14 protein-coding genes are annotated in these 16,963 nt (G+C 36.7%); 7 read left to right on the top strand and 7 right to left on the bottom strand.

The window, feature by feature from the left end; translation table 11 throughout:
- Positions 1–529 precede the first annotated feature (529 nt).
- The 4 genes from gvpN to gvpA (FJR06_RS20420) form a co-directional block, all read right to left on the bottom strand.
- Positions 530–1,537: a gas vesicle protein GvpN gene (gene gvpN / locus FJR06_RS20435; protein WP_015080754.1), complete on the bottom strand. Its 1,008-nt coding sequence runs from the start codon at positions 1,535–1,537 to the stop codon at positions 530–532.
- Between the two features lie 297 nt (positions 1,538–1,834).
- Entirely contained in the window at positions 1,835–2,416 is a 582-nt protein-coding gene (gene gvpC, locus FJR06_RS20430) for a gas vesicle protein GvpC (protein ID WP_053538585.1), read from the bottom strand.
- A 190-nt stretch (positions 2,417–2,606) separates the two neighbouring features.
- A complete protein-coding gene (gene gvpA, locus FJR06_RS20425; RefSeq protein WP_015080752.1) occupies positions 2,607–2,822 on the bottom strand; it encodes a gas vesicle structural protein GvpA in 216 nt (71 codons plus the stop codon).
- 100 nt (positions 2,823–2,922) lie between these two features.
- The gene (gene gvpA / locus FJR06_RS20420; RefSeq protein ID WP_015080752.1) at positions 2,923–3,138 is read right to left on the bottom strand and encodes a gas vesicle structural protein GvpA; all 216 of its coding nucleotides are present in this window, start codon (positions 3,136–3,138) and stop codon (positions 2,923–2,925) included.
- Between the two features lie 1,293 nt (positions 3,139–4,431).
- Here gvpA (FJR06_RS20420) and FJR06_RS20415 point away from each other — a divergent pair.
- Positions 4,432–4,698 (top strand): hypothetical protein, encoded by a 267-nt coding sequence (locus FJR06_RS20415; protein ID WP_015080750.1) that lies wholly within the window; start codon positions 4,432–4,434, stop codon positions 4,696–4,698.
- Between the two features lie 100 nt (positions 4,699–4,798).
- Positions 4,799–6,124 (top strand): glutamate-5-semialdehyde dehydrogenase, encoded by a 1,326-nt coding sequence (locus FJR06_RS20410; protein WP_168652161.1) that lies wholly within the window; start codon positions 4,799–4,801, stop codon positions 6,122–6,124.
- A gap of 186 nt (positions 6,125–6,310) precedes the next feature.
- Here the strand turns inward: FJR06_RS20410 and FJR06_RS20405 are convergent, their stop codons facing one another.
- Together FJR06_RS20405 and FJR06_RS20400 are read right to left on the bottom strand one after the other, a co-directional pair.
- Positions 6,311–7,726: an isochorismate synthase MenF gene (locus FJR06_RS20405; RefSeq protein WP_168652160.1), complete on the bottom strand. Its 1,416-nt coding sequence runs from the start codon at positions 7,724–7,726 to the stop codon at positions 6,311–6,313.
- Between the two features lie 79 nt (positions 7,727–7,805).
- Positions 7,806–7,967, bottom strand: a complete 162-nt coding sequence (locus FJR06_RS20400) for a hypothetical protein (RefSeq protein WP_168652159.1) — start codon at positions 7,965–7,967, stop codon at positions 7,806–7,808.
- A 104-nt stretch (positions 7,968–8,071) separates the two neighbouring features.
- Here FJR06_RS20400 and menA point away from each other — a divergent pair, with 104 nt between their 5' ends.
- From menA to FJR06_RS20385, 3 genes are all read left to right on the top strand, one after another.
- Positions 8,072–8,971: a 2-carboxy-1,4-naphthoquinone phytyltransferase gene (menA, locus tag FJR06_RS20395; RefSeq protein ID WP_168652158.1), complete on the top strand. Its 900-nt coding sequence runs from the start codon at positions 8,072–8,074 to the stop codon at positions 8,969–8,971.
- An 84-nt stretch (positions 8,972–9,055) separates the two neighbouring features.
- Entirely contained in the window at positions 9,056–10,000 is a 945-nt protein-coding gene (locus FJR06_RS20390; RefSeq protein ID WP_168632875.1) for an o-succinylbenzoate synthase, read from the top strand.
- Positions 9,985–11,319 (top strand): 2-succinylbenzoate--CoA ligase, encoded by a 1,335-nt coding sequence (locus FJR06_RS20385; protein WP_168652157.1) that lies wholly within the window; start codon positions 9,985–9,987, stop codon positions 11,317–11,319. The genes FJR06_RS20390 and FJR06_RS20385 overlap by 16 nt, the downstream gene beginning before the upstream one ends.
- Before the next feature lie 35 nt (positions 11,320–11,354).
- On the opposite strand, the gene FJR06_RS20380 is transcribed toward FJR06_RS20385, so the two are convergent.
- Positions 11,355–11,804 carry a thioesterase family protein gene (locus tag FJR06_RS20380; protein ID WP_168652156.1) on the bottom strand — a complete coding sequence of 150 codons (450 nt, stop codon included), beginning with the start codon at positions 11,802–11,804 and terminating at the stop codon, positions 11,355–11,357.
- A 206-nt stretch (positions 11,805–12,010) separates the two neighbouring features.
- Between FJR06_RS20380 and dpdE the strand changes: the two genes are divergently transcribed.
- Positions 12,011–15,328, top strand: a complete 3,318-nt coding sequence (dpdE, locus tag FJR06_RS20375) for a protein DpdE (RefSeq protein ID WP_371416387.1) — start codon at positions 12,011–12,013, stop codon at positions 15,326–15,328.
- 514 nt (positions 15,329–15,842) lie between these two features.
- Positions 15,843–16,919, top strand: coding sequence for a recombinase RecA (recA, locus tag FJR06_RS20370; protein WP_168632878.1), 1,077 nt, complete (start codon positions 15,843–15,845; stop codon positions 16,917–16,919).
- Positions 16,920–16,963 lie beyond the last annotated feature (44 nt).

The raw sequence follows: 16,963 nt of genomic DNA, 5'->3' as shown, positions 1-16,963 counted from the left end.
GGCGTTAGCCATAGTATGCCCGCACTACCAAAAACCCGTCAAAGTAAGTGTGACAGACCAACAGTCTTGGACTTTTGGAAATAATTTTTAACCCTTAGAGGGTGTTTGAAAAGTCCCTCATGGTGTATCAAATATTTTCAGATCCCCCTAAATCCCCCTTAAAAAGGGGGACTTTGACTCTAGTTCCCCCCTTGCTAAGGGGGGTTAGGGGGGATCTGTAAGTGCCTAAAATCACAACCTAAAACTTTTCAAACAACCTCTTAGGCTTTGCCCAGGTTTAAAGCCGAGCAGAGTTGAGGCTTTAACTTTTTCGATAGGTTGCTTCTCAACATTTATTGAGTTACACCTATTTGCTTAATATTATATCAAATATTCGGCAGAAAAACTGACCAAGAAAGTGTTCATTCCGCAGCGACTAACACTGTTGATTGAGCGATGCTCAACTTCGCGAGTCGCTCAAGTAGTGACTCCGCCCGCATTGATCGCATCACCTCCCGGTCGGGTAGGTGAGAGGCTTCTACTTTCTAAGCTAATTTGGTTGACCAGCTAATTGTTGGGATAAAAATTGGGAATTGTCAATCAGAAAATCATTGTCTCCTGTGACTCTATTATTTAATATTTCCAGTTCTTCGGCTGATAATTTCTCTAGTAACTCCAAGAAAATGTTTGTGGATTCGCTCATAGATAAATGAGAGCGGTTGAACAGAATATCTATAGCAATATCTGGAAAATCTAAACTTTCTGTTGTCACCGGAATATTATTATCAGCACAGACCTTAGCAATCATTAAACAAGACCGTAAGCCGGAAGTTTTCTCCGCGCCGGTAGCTAGACGAAATGACTTAACTAACCGCACGATGAAGTTAGCAGATTCTCGATCTATATTTGTTTTCTGAATTAATATCTCTGTTTGAGTGATTTCATCTGGTTCTGGCATACTAATAGTTACCAATCTATCCATCAAAGCATCTTGGGTTGAGTGAACTCCCGCATACTCTTCTGGATTCGATGTAAAAATCACCCGAAATTGAGGATTAACACTCAAGTATTCTGGCTGATTGCTGCTAGGAGGAAGACTGAGAATTTTTTCTTCTAATGCTGACAGCAGGACGTTATTAACTTCAGGTCGTGAACGGTTAAATTCATCATAAACTAAGGTGAAACCTTCACGACAAGCTAAGGTTAATCGGGAATCAACCCAATTCTGCTTAAATTCGTCCTCGAGTTTAACAACACTATGGATATAGTTGTCTAGTACCTTTTTGTGAGTGTAACCAGATTCACTACCAATCAAGTCCGAACTCTTAAACTGGTCGTCTCCAAACAGTAACATGACTGGTCTGTCCAGACAGTTAGCCAAGTGCATGGCTAGGGTTGTTTTCCCTGTGCCGGCTGGTCCGCGTAAGTGAACAGGAAACCCCGATTTGAGATAACGTAGCGCCCGAATTGCGACTCGCTCGATAGCAGGTGTGACGACAAACTGCCCTGGACGAAGACGAAGAACGGCTCTTTTATGATTAACCTTGGTAGTAGTCATAATTTAAAGATGGTAAAAAAGTTTATGTTTGTGCGGATATTATTGCCAAACTTGGGTTTGTATATGAAGCACGAAGCCTAGTTTAATAAGAGTATCAACGTTAATGCTAGACAGATTTTCTATGTTAACGAATACGGAGTATAAATATAGACAACCGAAACTTCACGCCAAGAGTCATTGTTGTTGAATTTTATTAATCGCCCCCTTGTCTTACCAGTCTTGCAACTGGAATATCAGGGGGTTTTATTATGTAGCCCCATTGTCCAACAAATGGACTACAGGTAATGAGAGTATTTATTAACCAAAGATACTCACAAACAAATCCTGACGGAATTTCAGGAGAGATTCCTTCTGTTCCTTAGCTTGAGCAGTTCTTGCGTCGGCTGTTGCTGATAAAAACTGCTGACTTGTTTCTTGAAGTTCTTTGTGGAATGCTAACAGTTCTTGAGCTTGTTTTTCAGCTTGAGCAATTCTTGCTTGGGCTGTTGCTGATAAAAACTGCTGACTTGTTTCCCGAACTTCTTGATAAAATGCTAACAGTTCTTGCGCTTGTTTTTCAGCTTGAGCAATTCTGGCTTGGGCTGTTTCTGATAAAAACTGCTGACTTGTTTCTTGAAGTTCTTTGTGGAATGCTAACAGTTCTTGCGCTTGTTTTTCAGCTTGAGCAATTCTTGCTTGGGCTGTTTCTGATAAAAACTGCTGACTTGTTTCCTGAAGATCCTTGTAGAATGCTTGCAGTTCTTGAGCTTGTTTTTCAGCTTGCTCTTGTCTTTTCGCTGTCGTGACGGACAAGAATTCTCTGGTCTCAAGAGATAGTTCAGCCACTTTCTCTGCTATTGACTGATGTTCTTGCCGGATTTTTGCCATTAAAGAAATCATGAAGTTCTCCAAAAAATAGTAAATTAGCCCAGACCTAACAGAAATTGCTTCTCCAGGTACTACATTATAAGGATTCGTACTTTTTTGTAATATCCTTTGAGAAGCGTTGATTTCCAAATATCTAGATAATTAAAAAAAGCAGAACCAATATCAGGATTAATTAATCCTGATATTATGGAGCTTAATTAAATTAAGCAGGTACTGCTGCTGATTGGGTTAAACCAACTGCTTCAGCATACTTCAAGTAGGTTTCAACGGAAGCGATAACGATCCGAGCTTCAATTGCTAGTAATTCGATACCAACTAAGGAAACACGAACCCAAGCGTCAATTACGATACCTTTGTCGAGGATTCTATCAATAACTTCTGCCAAGCTGGAGGAAGAATTGGTTTTTTCAACTGCCATTTTTTTAATTCCTTGTTATTTGTTGTCGGAAACTTGGGAAATGAGGAGAATAACTATAAATATGAGTCATGGTTATTCTCCTACTTGGGAACTTGCTTAATTAAGCAGGTACTGCTGCTGATTGGGTCAAACCAACTGCTTCAGCATACTTCAAGTAGGTTTCAACGGAAGCGATAACGATCCGAGCTTCAATTGCTAGTAATTCGATACCAACTAAGGAAACACGAACCCAAGCGTCAATTACGATACCTTTGTCGAGGATTCTATCAATAACTTCTGCCAAGCTGGAGGAAGAATTGGTTTTTTCAACTGCCATTTTTTTAATTCCTTGTTGTTAGTTTTATGACTATCGATTAAGTAATTGCTTAACCCTTAAACAAACTATCATCTAATTTTTATGATGTAAAGTAAAATTCAGTCAAGAAATGTAAAGTTTATGAGTCACAGAAAATGAGGGAAAAATGAAATTAAGTGAAAATATACATCATGCTAAATCATCAATACGTACAAAATCTGGATAGCATAATATTTTTCAAACTTAGAGACCGCTAAGAAAGTTACACAGTAATGAATTTATAGAATAACGCTTGTTTATTGCATATGATTATTATTATTATTATTTAATATCCGTAAAATTATTACTGTGTAAGGGTTTCATGTATAACATTTAACGCCACTCTAGGATCTATTAGCAAATCCTAAGTGGTAAAATTATCCATTAAAAATTACCTTGAAATATCTAAAAAGCACATTATATATTTTGTCTATATGACTACTATTGTATTTTTTCTATGATTATCATTATATTTTCCGTATGATTACTATTGTATTTTTCCTATGATTACTATTGTATTTTTCATAGCATACGTGGCCATACAAAACTAAGTATTTTAGCGTGATCAGATGGAATCTTGAATGCATAAAATCTTTGATAATGGTGCTTTGGAATGTCGCTAACACACCCTACGTATCCTTTCCTTTTAAAGATCAAACTGGATCTTTATATATACAGCCTAAATTACGTGAACTTTTACAAATTGTTTTAATGAAAAAAAGCTACACAAATAAGTATTAATACTCAATAATAGACGGGCAGGAAAAAACGCAGTATCTTATGTAACGAAAAGTAAACTAGTTCGTGATGGCTACTCCAATCAAATTCCTATAGATATAAGTAATGAGACAAAATTAATTACACAAATATTTGGACTGAAATCCTTAATGGACAAAGGATTGGTAAATAAATAATAGTAATTAATTCTATCTAGGTACTTACCTCATCCATCTTGAAACCTAAAGTGAAGTTTTTGTCAGTTTAAAACCCCTCCCCTTGGTAAGGCTAAGGTGTACACAGAAGTCTGATCAAGTTGCCTAACAGGGTTTTGATCCCCCCTAGCCCCCCTTAAAAAGGGGGGAAATTTTCTTGAAGTCCCCCTTGGAAAGGGGGATTTAGGGGGATCTGATGATTTGTGTGTACACGGTAGTTGGTAAGGGGAGGGTAGGTTTTGCTAAAGCAAAACCGGGGTGGGGTAATTCGATAAACTACAGGTTTCATCTTGAACGTGGTTTAAATTAAAATGGCCTGTGAATTTTATTTTTTTCAGAAATTATGTCTACAGAAGGGACTCCTGTTAATATTCCACAGACAGCTTTAGCCGCTTTGGTGGATGTTTTTGTGCAGCAAGGTCATCCACGTCAATATGCTGAAGCGATGGCGACTTCAATCATTTTTCAGACTGATTTAGATTTACGGAATGCTCAGATTGCCAATCTCTTAGGCTGGCTGAAACAGGAGCATAATGATATCTATCCCTCAGCCTTAGATGTAATTGGCAAAACTTCCGAAGAATTTGAACGTCGAGTTCAAGAAGGTTAAGTGTCTAGACTCGATTTGGTGAATTTCAAAAAATAGGGTCAAAAATTAGCTGTTTCAGCTAATTTTTTCCTCAAAGGTTTCCCACGTACCAGGTATTCTTATGACTAATTTCAAAATTATTTCTCCTCTATCTGCGATACCTACTACCAGCGAAGCTATCGCTCAACAAACCCGTCAAGCTGCTAGTAAGCTGGCAGTTCTCTCCTCTGAGGCCAAAAATCAAACTATTGAAGCGATCGCTCAAGCTTTAGAATTGGCAAAGGATGATATTCTGCAAGCAAACCTGGCTGATTGTCACGCAGCAACAGCGGCAGGAATCGCTAAACCCCTTTATAAACGGTTGCAGTTAGATGAACATAAATTAAGGGATGCGATCGCTGGTGTGCGAGATGTTGGTAAACTAGAAGATCCTATTGGTAAAGTCCAAATTCATCGAGAAATTGACACTGGTTTAATTCTCAAACGCATTACCTGTCCTTTAGGCGTTTTAGGCATCATTTTTGAAGCCCGTCCCGAAGCCGCAATTCAAATAGTTTCCTTAGCAATTAAATCCGGTAATGGTGTCATTCTCAAAGGTGGTAAAGAAGCATTACGTTCTTGCGAAGCGATAATTAAAGCCATTAAACAAGGATTATCTCACACAGCAGTTAATCCTGATGCCGTGCAATTGTTAACCACGAGAGAAGAAATATTAGAACTATTGCAATTAGATAAATATGTAGATTTAATTATTCCCAGAGGTTCTAATGCTTTTGTGAAATTTGTCCAAGATAATACCCGCATTCCCGTATTAGGTCATGCTGATGGCATTTGTCATCTTTATGTAGATCAAGCTGCTGATATTGCCAAAGCTATTAGTATTACTGTAGATTCTAAAATCCAATATCCCGCTGCTTGTAATGCCATTGAAACTTTGCTAGTTCATAGTAGCATTGCTGCCGAATTTCTCCCCCAAGTTGCCACAGCTTTACAAGCACAAAATGTAGAATTAAAAGGTGATGAACGGACTATACAAATTTTATCTAATATTGCCACAGCCACAGAAATAGACTGGCAAACAGAATACAGCGATTTAATTTTAGCCATTAAAATTGTTGATTCTTTAAATGAAGCAATATCCCATATTGAAAATTATGGTTCTCGGCACACAGAAGCAATCATTACTGAAGATATTACAGCCGCAGAAACATTTCAAGGCTTAGTCAATGCAGCGGGAGTTTATCATAATTGTTCTACTCGTTTTGCTGATGGTTTCCGTTATGGATTTGGTGCTGAAGTGGGAATTAGTACCCAACAAATGCCACCTCGTGGACCAGTTGGGTTAGAAGGTTTGATCACATATAAATATCAAATGTCTGGGAATGGACATATTGTCAAAACCTACACAGGTGCAAACGCAAAATCATTTAGTCACCGTGATTTGTAATCATATTATTAATCTCGTTCCCAGTCTCTGACTGGGAATGCTGAATTGCGGCTCTGCCGCTAGTGATAGAGGAGGCAGAGCCTCATAGCTGGCATTCCTAGTCGGAGTACAAGGAAATATATTTGACGGGAGGCAGAGCCTCATAGCTGGCATTCCTAGCCGGAGTCTAGGAACGAGGGAAAGTCTTTAAACCAAGGCTTTTAGTAAGGCTTGTAGTTTAAGTTGCACTTCGGCAAATTCCTTTTGAGGATCTGAACCAGCAACAATACCCGCACCTGCATACAGTCTGGCATAATTACCATCAATTAAAGCCGAACGAATCCCCACAATAAATTCACAATTTCCTTCTCCGTCTACCCAACCTAAAGGGGCTGCATATAAACCCCTTTCAAAACTTTCATAACGGCGAATTTCTGCACAAGCAATATCTCGTGCTGCCCCGGCAACTGCTGGAGTAGGATGCAGTTTAGCAACGATTTGTAAAGGGTGAATATTATTGGGAACTACTGCACTAATTGGTGTCCATAAATGCTGGATATTAGATAATTGTCGCAGTCTGGGGGCTAAAACTTGGGGGAATAAACCCAGTTGAGATAAATGTTGAGTAATAAAATCTAGAACCAGTTTATGTTCGTGTTTTTCTTTGGTACTATTCACTAAATTGTTAGCATTTGTAGCATCTTCTGTGGGAGTTTTTCCCCTCGGTGCAGAACCTGCCAAAGCATCAGTAATTAACTGCCGTTTGTGAATACTAATTAATCGTTCTGGACTAGCACCAATAAAGTTTTGTCCTTGACCATTACTGGTAGAAAATACATTACAATTAGGATGTATTTGGCGGAGATTATTTAAAGATTGTAATAAGTTAAAATCATGATTAGCACTGACATCTAAGGTATCAGCTAAAACAATTTTTCTTAACTGGTTAGCATGAATTATTTCTAATACTGATGCAACAGAAGTTTTAAATATATCACCATTCTTAGTTATTTTTTTATATAGATTCAAAGGAAATGTATCAATATTTAGGGAGTAATTTTTTAAAGATTTAATAATTTCTAAATGGCGTTGTAAATTATCTAATATTTTGGTAATGTTGACACTAGAATTGATAATTGTATTCATTACTAATGTGCAGCAATTATTTTTTAAAGCTATTTGCCAACAAGGTAGGAAAACCGTAGCAGAAGGAAATGGACAATCTACTTTTTTATGCTGATCAAAAAAACTGAAAGTACAAAAAAATCGAGGTAGGGAAAAAGTCTGATTTTTGTGAGAAATAGGAATTATATTTTTCAGACAATTTTTAATAAATTCTTCTGATTTTGTAAACCTATCTTTACCAGAAATTTCTATTTTATCTAAAGTATCAATTGCTGCTATTGCTTCACCATTACTTCTATTTTCAAAATAAAAGTTTATGGTATTTTTCTGATTAAATTGATCAAAAACCAGCAAAGGATCAACTAAGCCAATTTCTAGGGGAATACTCACAATTTTACTATAATTATGGCGACGGCAATTTTCCTGAATCTCTAATAGTAATTGATTAAGGTATTTGTAGTCTACAAAGGTGTGGCTGCGACATGGTGAAATTGTCATGGATGTATAAGTTAATTTTTATTAAGTTATCTTCCTAAAATGTAATAAATCATGGTGGTATTTTTATAGGTAACATAATTCAGTCACCATTAACCAGCATAAACTTAGCTTGATTATGGGGTTTATCCTGTTTTGGCGGCAAGATAGCGGGTTTTATGCCAGGATATTCGCCTATAATCATAAAACTAGCATTTTTTGGTAATTTACCAAAGTTAAACAATTTTAGATTGATTGTACCCATAAGTGATCAACAATCCTAAATCTAAAATAGCTAGTCAAGTATCATGCAAAATTATAAAATTTAACTGATAACTAAAGTTCTGGTAATTTAATTAATCACAACTGATGACTTCAACTCAGATTTCACCACCTCAAGCTAAACTATGGATGGCGGCTATTAAACCGCCAATGTACAGTGTTGCTATTATGCCGATTTGGGTAGGTTCGGCGGTAGCATTTAGGGAAATAAAGATTTTTAATCCCATAATATTCTCCTTGTTTATTGCTGCGGCAATTTTGATTTTAGCTTGGGAAAATATTAGTAATGATGTCTTTGATGCCGAAACAGGAATTGATCAGAATAAACATCATTCATTGGTGAATTTAACTGGTAATAAAACCTTAATGTTTTGGATAGGAAACCTGTGTTTAGGTTGGGGTTTGTTGGGAATAATAGCGATCGCTATTTTGCAAAAAGACCCCACAGTTATTGCTATAATCCTCTTATGCTGCTGTTTGGGCTATATGTACCAAGGTCCCCCTTTCCGTCTAGGATACCAAGGTTTAGGGGAAATTCTCTGCTTTTTTGCCTTTGGTCCTTTGGGTATGAGTGCGGCTTATTATAGTCAAACTCAAACCTGGTCTATGACCAATTTAGCAGCTTCGGTAATTTTGGGCATTGTTACCAGTTTAGTGTTATTTTGTTCCCATTTTCATCAAGTTGTAGATGACATAGCCGCAGGAAAGAAATCTCCTATTGTGCGTCTAGGAACTCACACTGGTGCAAAGGTTTTAGTGGGTTTTACTGCGAGTATTTATCCTCTAATTTTGTTATTTGTGATTTTGAATATTTTCCCAATTTGGACATTACTTAGTTTTCTGAGTTTACCTTTTGCGGTGAAATTATGTCGTCATGTTTTAGAAAATCACAACCAACCAGACAAAGTAAGTAATTCTAAATTCATCGCTATCAGAGTTCAGTTTGTGAGTTGCTTATTTTTGGGTTTAGGATTTATGTTTGGTTAAGTTACATTAAGAATAAACGAACCACAGAGGCACAGAGGACACAGAGGAATGAGAGTTTGAATGTTTTTTATTTGGAAGTCCTTCATGGTTTATCAATTTTCCTTCCGTTACTTTAGTCAAAAATTCACAAATCCCATTATTACTAATCATGGGGTTTGGGAAACCCGCGAATGTATCATTATTCGCTTGATTGATGCAAAAAATAATGTTAGTTGGGGGGAGATTTCTCCCATTTCTTGGTTTGGTTCAGAAACTATCAAACAAGCTTTAGATTTTTGTTATCAACTTCCAAAAGCAATTACTCAAGAGATAATTTTAGCGATTCCAGATAATTTACCAGCCTGTCAATTTGCTTTTGAATCTGCTTTGGTTATGGAAAAAGCTACTAATTTTAATCTCACCTACAGCGGCTTATTATCAGCGGGAAAATTAGCTTTAAATCAATGGGGTAATTTATGGGAACAAGGATATAAAACATTTAAATGGAAAATTGCTGTTGATGATATAAATCAAGAATTAGAAATATTTGATTTACTAATTTCTAGTTTACCAATATCAGCAAAATTACGTTTAGATGCTAATGGGGGACTTACTTATCAAGAAGCTGAATTATGGTTACAAAAATGTGATCAATTCTTACCGAAAATTGAATTTATCGAACAACCTTTACCTGTAGATAAATTTACAGAAATGCAAGAATTAAGTAATTCATATTTTACAACAATAGCCTTAGATGAATCTATCGCCAATCTTCACCAATTAGAATTATGTTTTCAGAAAGGTTGGCGGGAAATTTTTGTGATTAAACCGGGAATAGTCGGTTCACCATTTCGGTTAAGGGAGTTTTGGAAAAAACATCAAATTGATGTTGTATTTTCATCGGTATTTGAAACCGAAATTGGGAGACAAGCTGCATTACAATTAGCAGCAGAATTATCTGGTAATAACCGCGCTGTTGGTTTTGGAATTAACCACTTTTTTCAACTACAAGAATCAAACTGGCTAGAAAGTCTATGGAAAACCTTTTAGATAATATACAAAATTATGATTGGCTAATTTGTGATCATAGTCAAGAATTACCACAAATAGCCACAGAATTATATTTAAAATTAACTCAGTTATCAACCCCAAAAATTATTATTGCAGAAAGATCACCAGTGAGATTTTTAGCCAGTTTTATTGCAGCTTGTGCGGCTAAATGTCCGGTTTTTCTCTGTAACCCAGATTGGAGTCAAGCTGAATGGGAACAAGTCTTTAATTTAGTGCAACCAGATATAGTTTTAGGAATAGATTATCACTTTTCAAAATCACCAATTATCAATTATGAATTACCAATTACTAATACTATCATGATTCCTACGGGTGGTTCATCAGGAAAGATAAAATTTGCTATCCATACATGGCAAACATTAACTACTTCAGTGCAAGGATTTACAGAATATTTTCAAATCAATGCAGTTAATTCATTTTGTGTATTGCCATTATATCATGTGAGTGGGTTAATGCAATTTATGCGTTCCTTCACAACAGGAGGTAAATTAGTCATAACCTCATCTAAAACCTTAGAAAATTCTCAATTACCAAATATTAATCCCCACGATTTCTTTATATCTTTAGTTCCTACCCAATTACAAAAATTCCTCCAAAATCCCGAATTAACCCAATGGCTATCAAAATTTTCTACAGTTCTGTTAGGAGGTGCGCCACCGTGGGATGAACTATTAGAAAAAGCGAGATTTCATCAGATTAGATTAGCACCTACCTATGGAATGACAGAAACCGCTTCTCAAATAGCAACTCTTAAACCTGATGAATTTTTACAAGGTAAATTTAATAGTGGAAAAATTCTTCCCCATGCTAAAATCATCATTGATAATCAACCAGGAAATATAAATATTCAAAGTCAATCTTTAGCATTAGGTTATTATCCCCAAATGTGGGAAAATAGAGATAACTTTGTAGTTGATGATATTGGTTTTTTAGACAATTACGGCTACTTACATATTATTGGCCGCAACAGTGACAAAATCATTACAGGTGGTGAAAACGTTTACCCAACAGAAATAGAATCAGCGATTAGAAAAACAAACATGGTCATAGATGTCTGTGTAATTGGTATAACTGATAAATATTGGGGACAAGCATTAACAGCCATTTATATTCCCAAAGATCAAAATATTTCTTACCTAGAAATTCAAACCCAAATAAAAAATCAACTGAGTAAATTCAAAATTCCCAAACATTGGATTTCCCTACCAAACCTACCCCGTAACGCCCAAGGTAAAATCAACCGTCAACAACTCCAACAAATCGCCGAAGATTTTCTAATCAGATCCCCGACTTCTTAAAGAAGTCGGGGATCTATATCCTCTATATCCTGAAATCACATAACCTCCTCCCTCGACCTTCTTCTCTCTGCGCCCTCTGCGTCTCTGTGGTTCGTTTCTAACCAATTATTCATATAATCTGGTAATTCCTGCTTAATTTTACTACTGGCATCAATACAAACGTGCCTAGTAATTGCCTTAGCAATCATTACTTCATCTCCTGTCATTTCATAGGTAATTTCAAACTTATCCGAACCTATTTTTTCCGGTAACAAACTAATTACTAAATTGTCACCACAATACATAGGACGAAAAAAATCTACATTAGCATGAACAATAGGAAAACCTACAGATGGATTAGTAAAAAATGATTTAAGATTAATACCAGAAGCTGCTAATGAAACCTCATAAGCTTCATGACAAATTCTGAAAATATTGGCGAAATAAACGACTCCAGCCGCATCAGTATCTTGAAATCGGACAGTGTAGTAATATGTAAAAGCCATGTTGAAAATTTCCTCAATTCAAATTTACTATCACACATCATTTTATTTCATATTAACTATTAATAATTAATAAAAACCAACCTATGGTTATTCGATATCTTTTGTAACAGCAAGTTTTTTATGCAATAATCACTAATGCAGTGTGATTTTGCACAATTGTTTTTTCAGCAACATAATACAACAATAATTACAGCAAATAGTTGACTATGAATATGATACAGCTTGGTTCATTGGTGCATTCTCAGACAAATAATTTAGGAGTAGCAAAGGTAATTGATATATCTGATACAAAAGCAACAGTTGAGTATTTCTGTTCTGTTAGTCAACGCATATCCGAAACTTTCCTATTAAATGCCCTATCTCAAACCAAGCTACAACGTCAAACTCGATGCTATATCTGGCTAGAAAGCCAAGCTGTCTGGATAATAGGTAGAGTCTGGGCTTGGGATGAAGAAATTGAAGAATATGAAGTTCACTTACCTGATAAAAAAGTGATTTTTGTCAGCGAAGAGGAAATTTATGTGCGCTGCAATATTCCTCAAGCAAACCCCATGGAAACTTTGTCCATCAAAGCTCATGAAACACCCTACTTTTATGATAGACGATTGACCTTTGTGCAAGCCCTGATTTCCCAACGTGCTGTTTGTCGCGGAATGACAGGACTAATATCTGCAAATATTCAGCTTTATCCTCATCAAGTTGAAGTTGTGCGGCGGGTGCTAGAAGACCCTATACAACGCTATTTGTTAGCAGATGAGGTGGGACTGGGAAAAACCATTGAAGCTGGTGTAATTCTGCGCCAATACCTGTTAGATGAACCAAAAGGGCGGGCAGTAATTATAGTTCCCCAATATTTAGTGGCGCAATGGCGACAAGAATTAGAACAAAAATTTTATCTTTCCCATTTTCCTAAGCGAGTAGCCATCATTACTATTGATGAACTTCAGAAAATTAATCCCAGAGTAAAAGTTGATTTTGTGATTATAGATGAAGCTCATCATATTGCAGCTTTGGCAAATTCTCAAAATTCTGGAGAACGTCAAATATTTGAACTTTGTAAACATATTGCCCATAAAAGCGATCGCTTACTTTTATTATCTGCAACTCCTGTACTCAGTAATGAGAGAGATTTTTTGGCAATGTTACATCTACTTGATCCTGACACCTATCACCTCAATGATTTAGTTGGGTTTCGCGCCAGAGTGGAAAATCGTCAACAGATTGGTAAACTTCTTTTCTCTTTTAAAGAAGGTGTAAATCCTTTTGTGATCAAATCTAATATTAAGCTGCTGCGTAGCCTATTTGCAGAAGATAAATATTTATTAAGTTTGGCGAATGATTTGGAAAATTGTTTACAAACAAAAGCCACGGAAACAGATGCAATTATTCAGTCTATTCGCATCCATATCAGCGAAACCTATCGTTTACATCGGCGAATGTTACGTAACCGTCGGGCTTCGGTAGAAGATGTTATTTTTGACAGAAATATTGTTCCTCAAGAAGAATATGATTTAGACGAGCGAGCAATTGATATTCACGAACTTCTTGATCAATGGCGTTCTCTTGCACCTCATCAACAGGAATATCAGCGGATTTATCTACTATTTTTCCTAGCATCTGGGACTTGGTTAGGAATCTTAGAACAGGTAATTACAGCACGTCAAGGTAATAAGAACCAGTTACAAAAACTTGTGCAGGAGTTTGGAGAAAAAGATATCAATATCTTGATGCAAACACAAAAGTTTGCAGGTGAAGAGGAGATTTTAACATCCTTACTGAAAACGATTCAACAACGTGCAGAAGAAGGAGAAAGGATCGATCATTTACAAACAATGCTGTTAAATCAGTTGGGTATTTATTTCAAACTACCGCCATCTGTGCGTCGAAATAAGCAAGATCTACTCACAAAAATACAGCAGAGAATTCGTAGGCCTGTTTCTGATGATATTCTCCCTAAATTTGTTATCTTTACAAGTTTTGGACAAACCTGTACAGAAATTGTTCGCTATTTAATTCAGACCTTTGGAGAAACAGCAGTAGTTAGTCATCAAATTGGGGAATCAAGAGCAAAGCTAGAGAAGAATTTAACTGATTTCCAGAATAACCCAAATTGCTTTATTCTTGTATGCGATCGCTCTGGGGAAGAAGGACATAATCTCCAGTTTGCAGACTGGTTAATTCACTTTGATATTCCCTTATCAACTAACCGTTTAGAACAAAGAATCGGCAGACTTGATCGCATTGGGAGTAAAATCAATTTCCAATCTTGTGTATTTCTGGGTATTTATTCAGAAGATAGTCCTCATAATGCTTGGTTTCAACTATTAAAAAATGGTTTTAATATCTTTCAGCAATCAATTGCGAGTTTGCAGTTTTATATAGATAAAAAACTGCCAGAATTAGAAACAACCTTGTTTGAATTGAGTGCTGCGGGAATATTAGCAATGGTTGAGCCACTCCAGGAACAAATCCAAGGAGAACTATTGAAGATTAATGAACAATATGCAATTGATGAAATTGATGCCCTTGATGATAATGCAACAGAATATTTTCAAACATTAGATGATGATGATGCTTGTCATCAACGAATGCAGCAAGCAACTGAAGCTTGGATTTGCCAAACCATCAACTTTCGGCGGAGTTTAGATGTGAATAAAGAAGGAGTAATTAGCTATTATCCTGATAAAAATACCTTGATATCATTAGATGAACTAAAAACTCATTTCGCAGCTTGTACAAATAATATCGGCACTTTCAACCGCAGAGTTGCTAACAGAAATACCCAAGTTAATCTTTATCGAATTGGTGAAAGATTTATTGACTCCCTATCATCTTATATTCATTGGGATGATCGAGGACAATGCTTTGCAATGTGGAGATTTGCACCATCTTGGGATGCTAGTCCAGGGAGGGAATGGTTTGGTTTTCAATTCAACTATGTCATCGAAACCAACTTAGCCAAATGTGTTAAAAACCCCGCTCAATTAAAAACCATCCAAAGATTAGCAGACGGACTATTTGCACCCAGTTTAGAAACCATATTTATTGATGCTCGTCATGAACCTATGAGCATTGTCGAAGACGTAGAACTACTGGAAATATTACAAACTCCTTATCAAGCTAAAGGTAGTCCCTATCGAGATTACAACTTAGCTAAAAATCGCCTATCTATTCTTGATGATTTTGTTGAATCTAGTCAATGGGCTGATTTTTGTTGTCGTGCTAGTAATTCCAGTTTAAATCTCTTATCTCAACGTCCAGATTTTCAAGAATTGTGCGAAAAAAGTGCTAAACGTGCCGAAGAAAAGCTTGGTAAAAGATTAGAACAACTTCGTTTAAGGATTAATAGATTTAATCAAGAACAGCAAATTAATGATCCACTATTACAGCAAGAACTTTTGCAAGAAACAGCATTAAACCAAGAAATTATTGCCGGAATTAGACAACCACATATTCGCTTAGATTCTGTGGGTTTTATCATTGTTTCTGGACAAAATTTACAGCTAAATCAGGAAGGTGAATAATGACAGATTGATTTGTGATAACTTAAATACTCCATTGGTTAATAACCCTTTTCTGTCACTCTCCGAGTATAATGAATAAAAGGATCAGCAAATAAAACTCTACAAGGCAGGTGGAGCAATGGATGTAGAATTACAAATCTTAAAGCATTTGGCAAGAGATGCCCAGCCAACAGTGAGAGTTATAGATGAATATTGTGCAGAGTATAAGGACCTTTACTGCTTGGATTTAATCAGCTTATTGATGCAATGAATGGATTTCTTCCCTTTTATTCTTCTGGATAATTTAGTTCATTTACTACTTGTTTAATTCGGAGAGTGACAGAAGAGGGTTAGTCAGTCTTTCGCAATTCTCAATCTAAAATGCTATAATCTTTCAGCGATCGCCTTAGGAGCTTGGCAAACCTAAATTTTGTAAATATTCCTAATTGGCACACTTTCCGGTTACGATAGTATATCCGTTCTATTAAAACTCCCGTCCCAGTAATTTTGAAAAATCCTATACTTAGAGGCAAGAATGGCAGCTAATACCGAGACTTCTGGCAAGCAAAAAGCGTTAAATATCGTCCTGGGACAAATTGAGCGCAGCTTCGGGAAAGGAGCAATTATGCGCCTGGGTGATGCCACCCGCATGAAGGTAGAAACAATATCCACCGGGGCGCTCACCCTAGATTTAGCTTTAGGTGGTGGTTTACCTAAAGGACGGGTAATCGAAATCTACGGACCAGAAAGTTCTGGGAAAACTACCGTCGCCCTTCATGCCCTCGCAGAAGTGCAGCGAAATGGCGGTATTGCCGCATTTGTAGATGCTGAACACGCCCTAGATCCTACCTATGCCGCTGCGTTGGGTGTAGATATTGACAACTTACTTGTTTCCCAACCAGACAATGGCGAATCAGCATTAGAAATAGTTGACCAACTTGTGCGTTCTGCGGCTGTTGATATTGTTGTTATTGACTCCGTTGCCGCTTTAGTTCCCCGCGCTGAAATTGAAGGGGATATGGGGGATATTCACGTAGGTTTACAAGCTCGGTTAATGAGTCAAGCCCTACGGAAAATTACTGGTAATATTGGTAAATCTGGATGCACAGTTATTTTTATTAACCAGTTGCGGCAAAAAATCGGTGTCACCTATGGTAGTCCAGAAACTACAACGGGTGGTAATGCGCTGAAATTTTACGCTTCCGTGCGCTTGGATATTCGCAGAATTCAAACTTTAAAAAAAGGAACTGATGAATTTGGCAACCGGGTCAAAGTCAAAGTAGCGAAAAATAAAGTTGCACCACCTTTTAGAATTGCCGAATTTGACATTATCTTTGGCAAAGGAGTTTCTACCATTGGTTGTTTAGTGGATATAGCCGAAGAAACTGGTGTTCTTCTTCGCAAAGGTGCTTGGTATAGCTACAGTGGTGAAAATATTTCCCAAGGTCGAGATAACGCGATTAAATATTTAGAAGAAAAACCCGAATTTGCGGCCAAAGTTAAGGAACAAGTTCTGGAAAAACTCGATAAGGGTGCGGTAGTTTCTGCTAATTCTGTAGTTCAACCTCATGACGTTGAAGAGGAAGAAGAAACTGATTTAGAAGAAGAATAAACATAGGAGAATTCAGGAGTCAGGAGAAAAAGTAGAGACGTTCC

Source organism: Dolichospermum sp. UHCC 0352, from assembly GCF_009711925.1.
GTDB lineage: Bacteria > Cyanobacteriota > Cyanobacteriia > Cyanobacteriales > Nostocaceae > Dolichospermum > Dolichospermum lemmermannii.
Note: the sequence above shows the minus strand (reverse complement) of the source record. Positions and strands in the feature narration are given on the sequence as shown.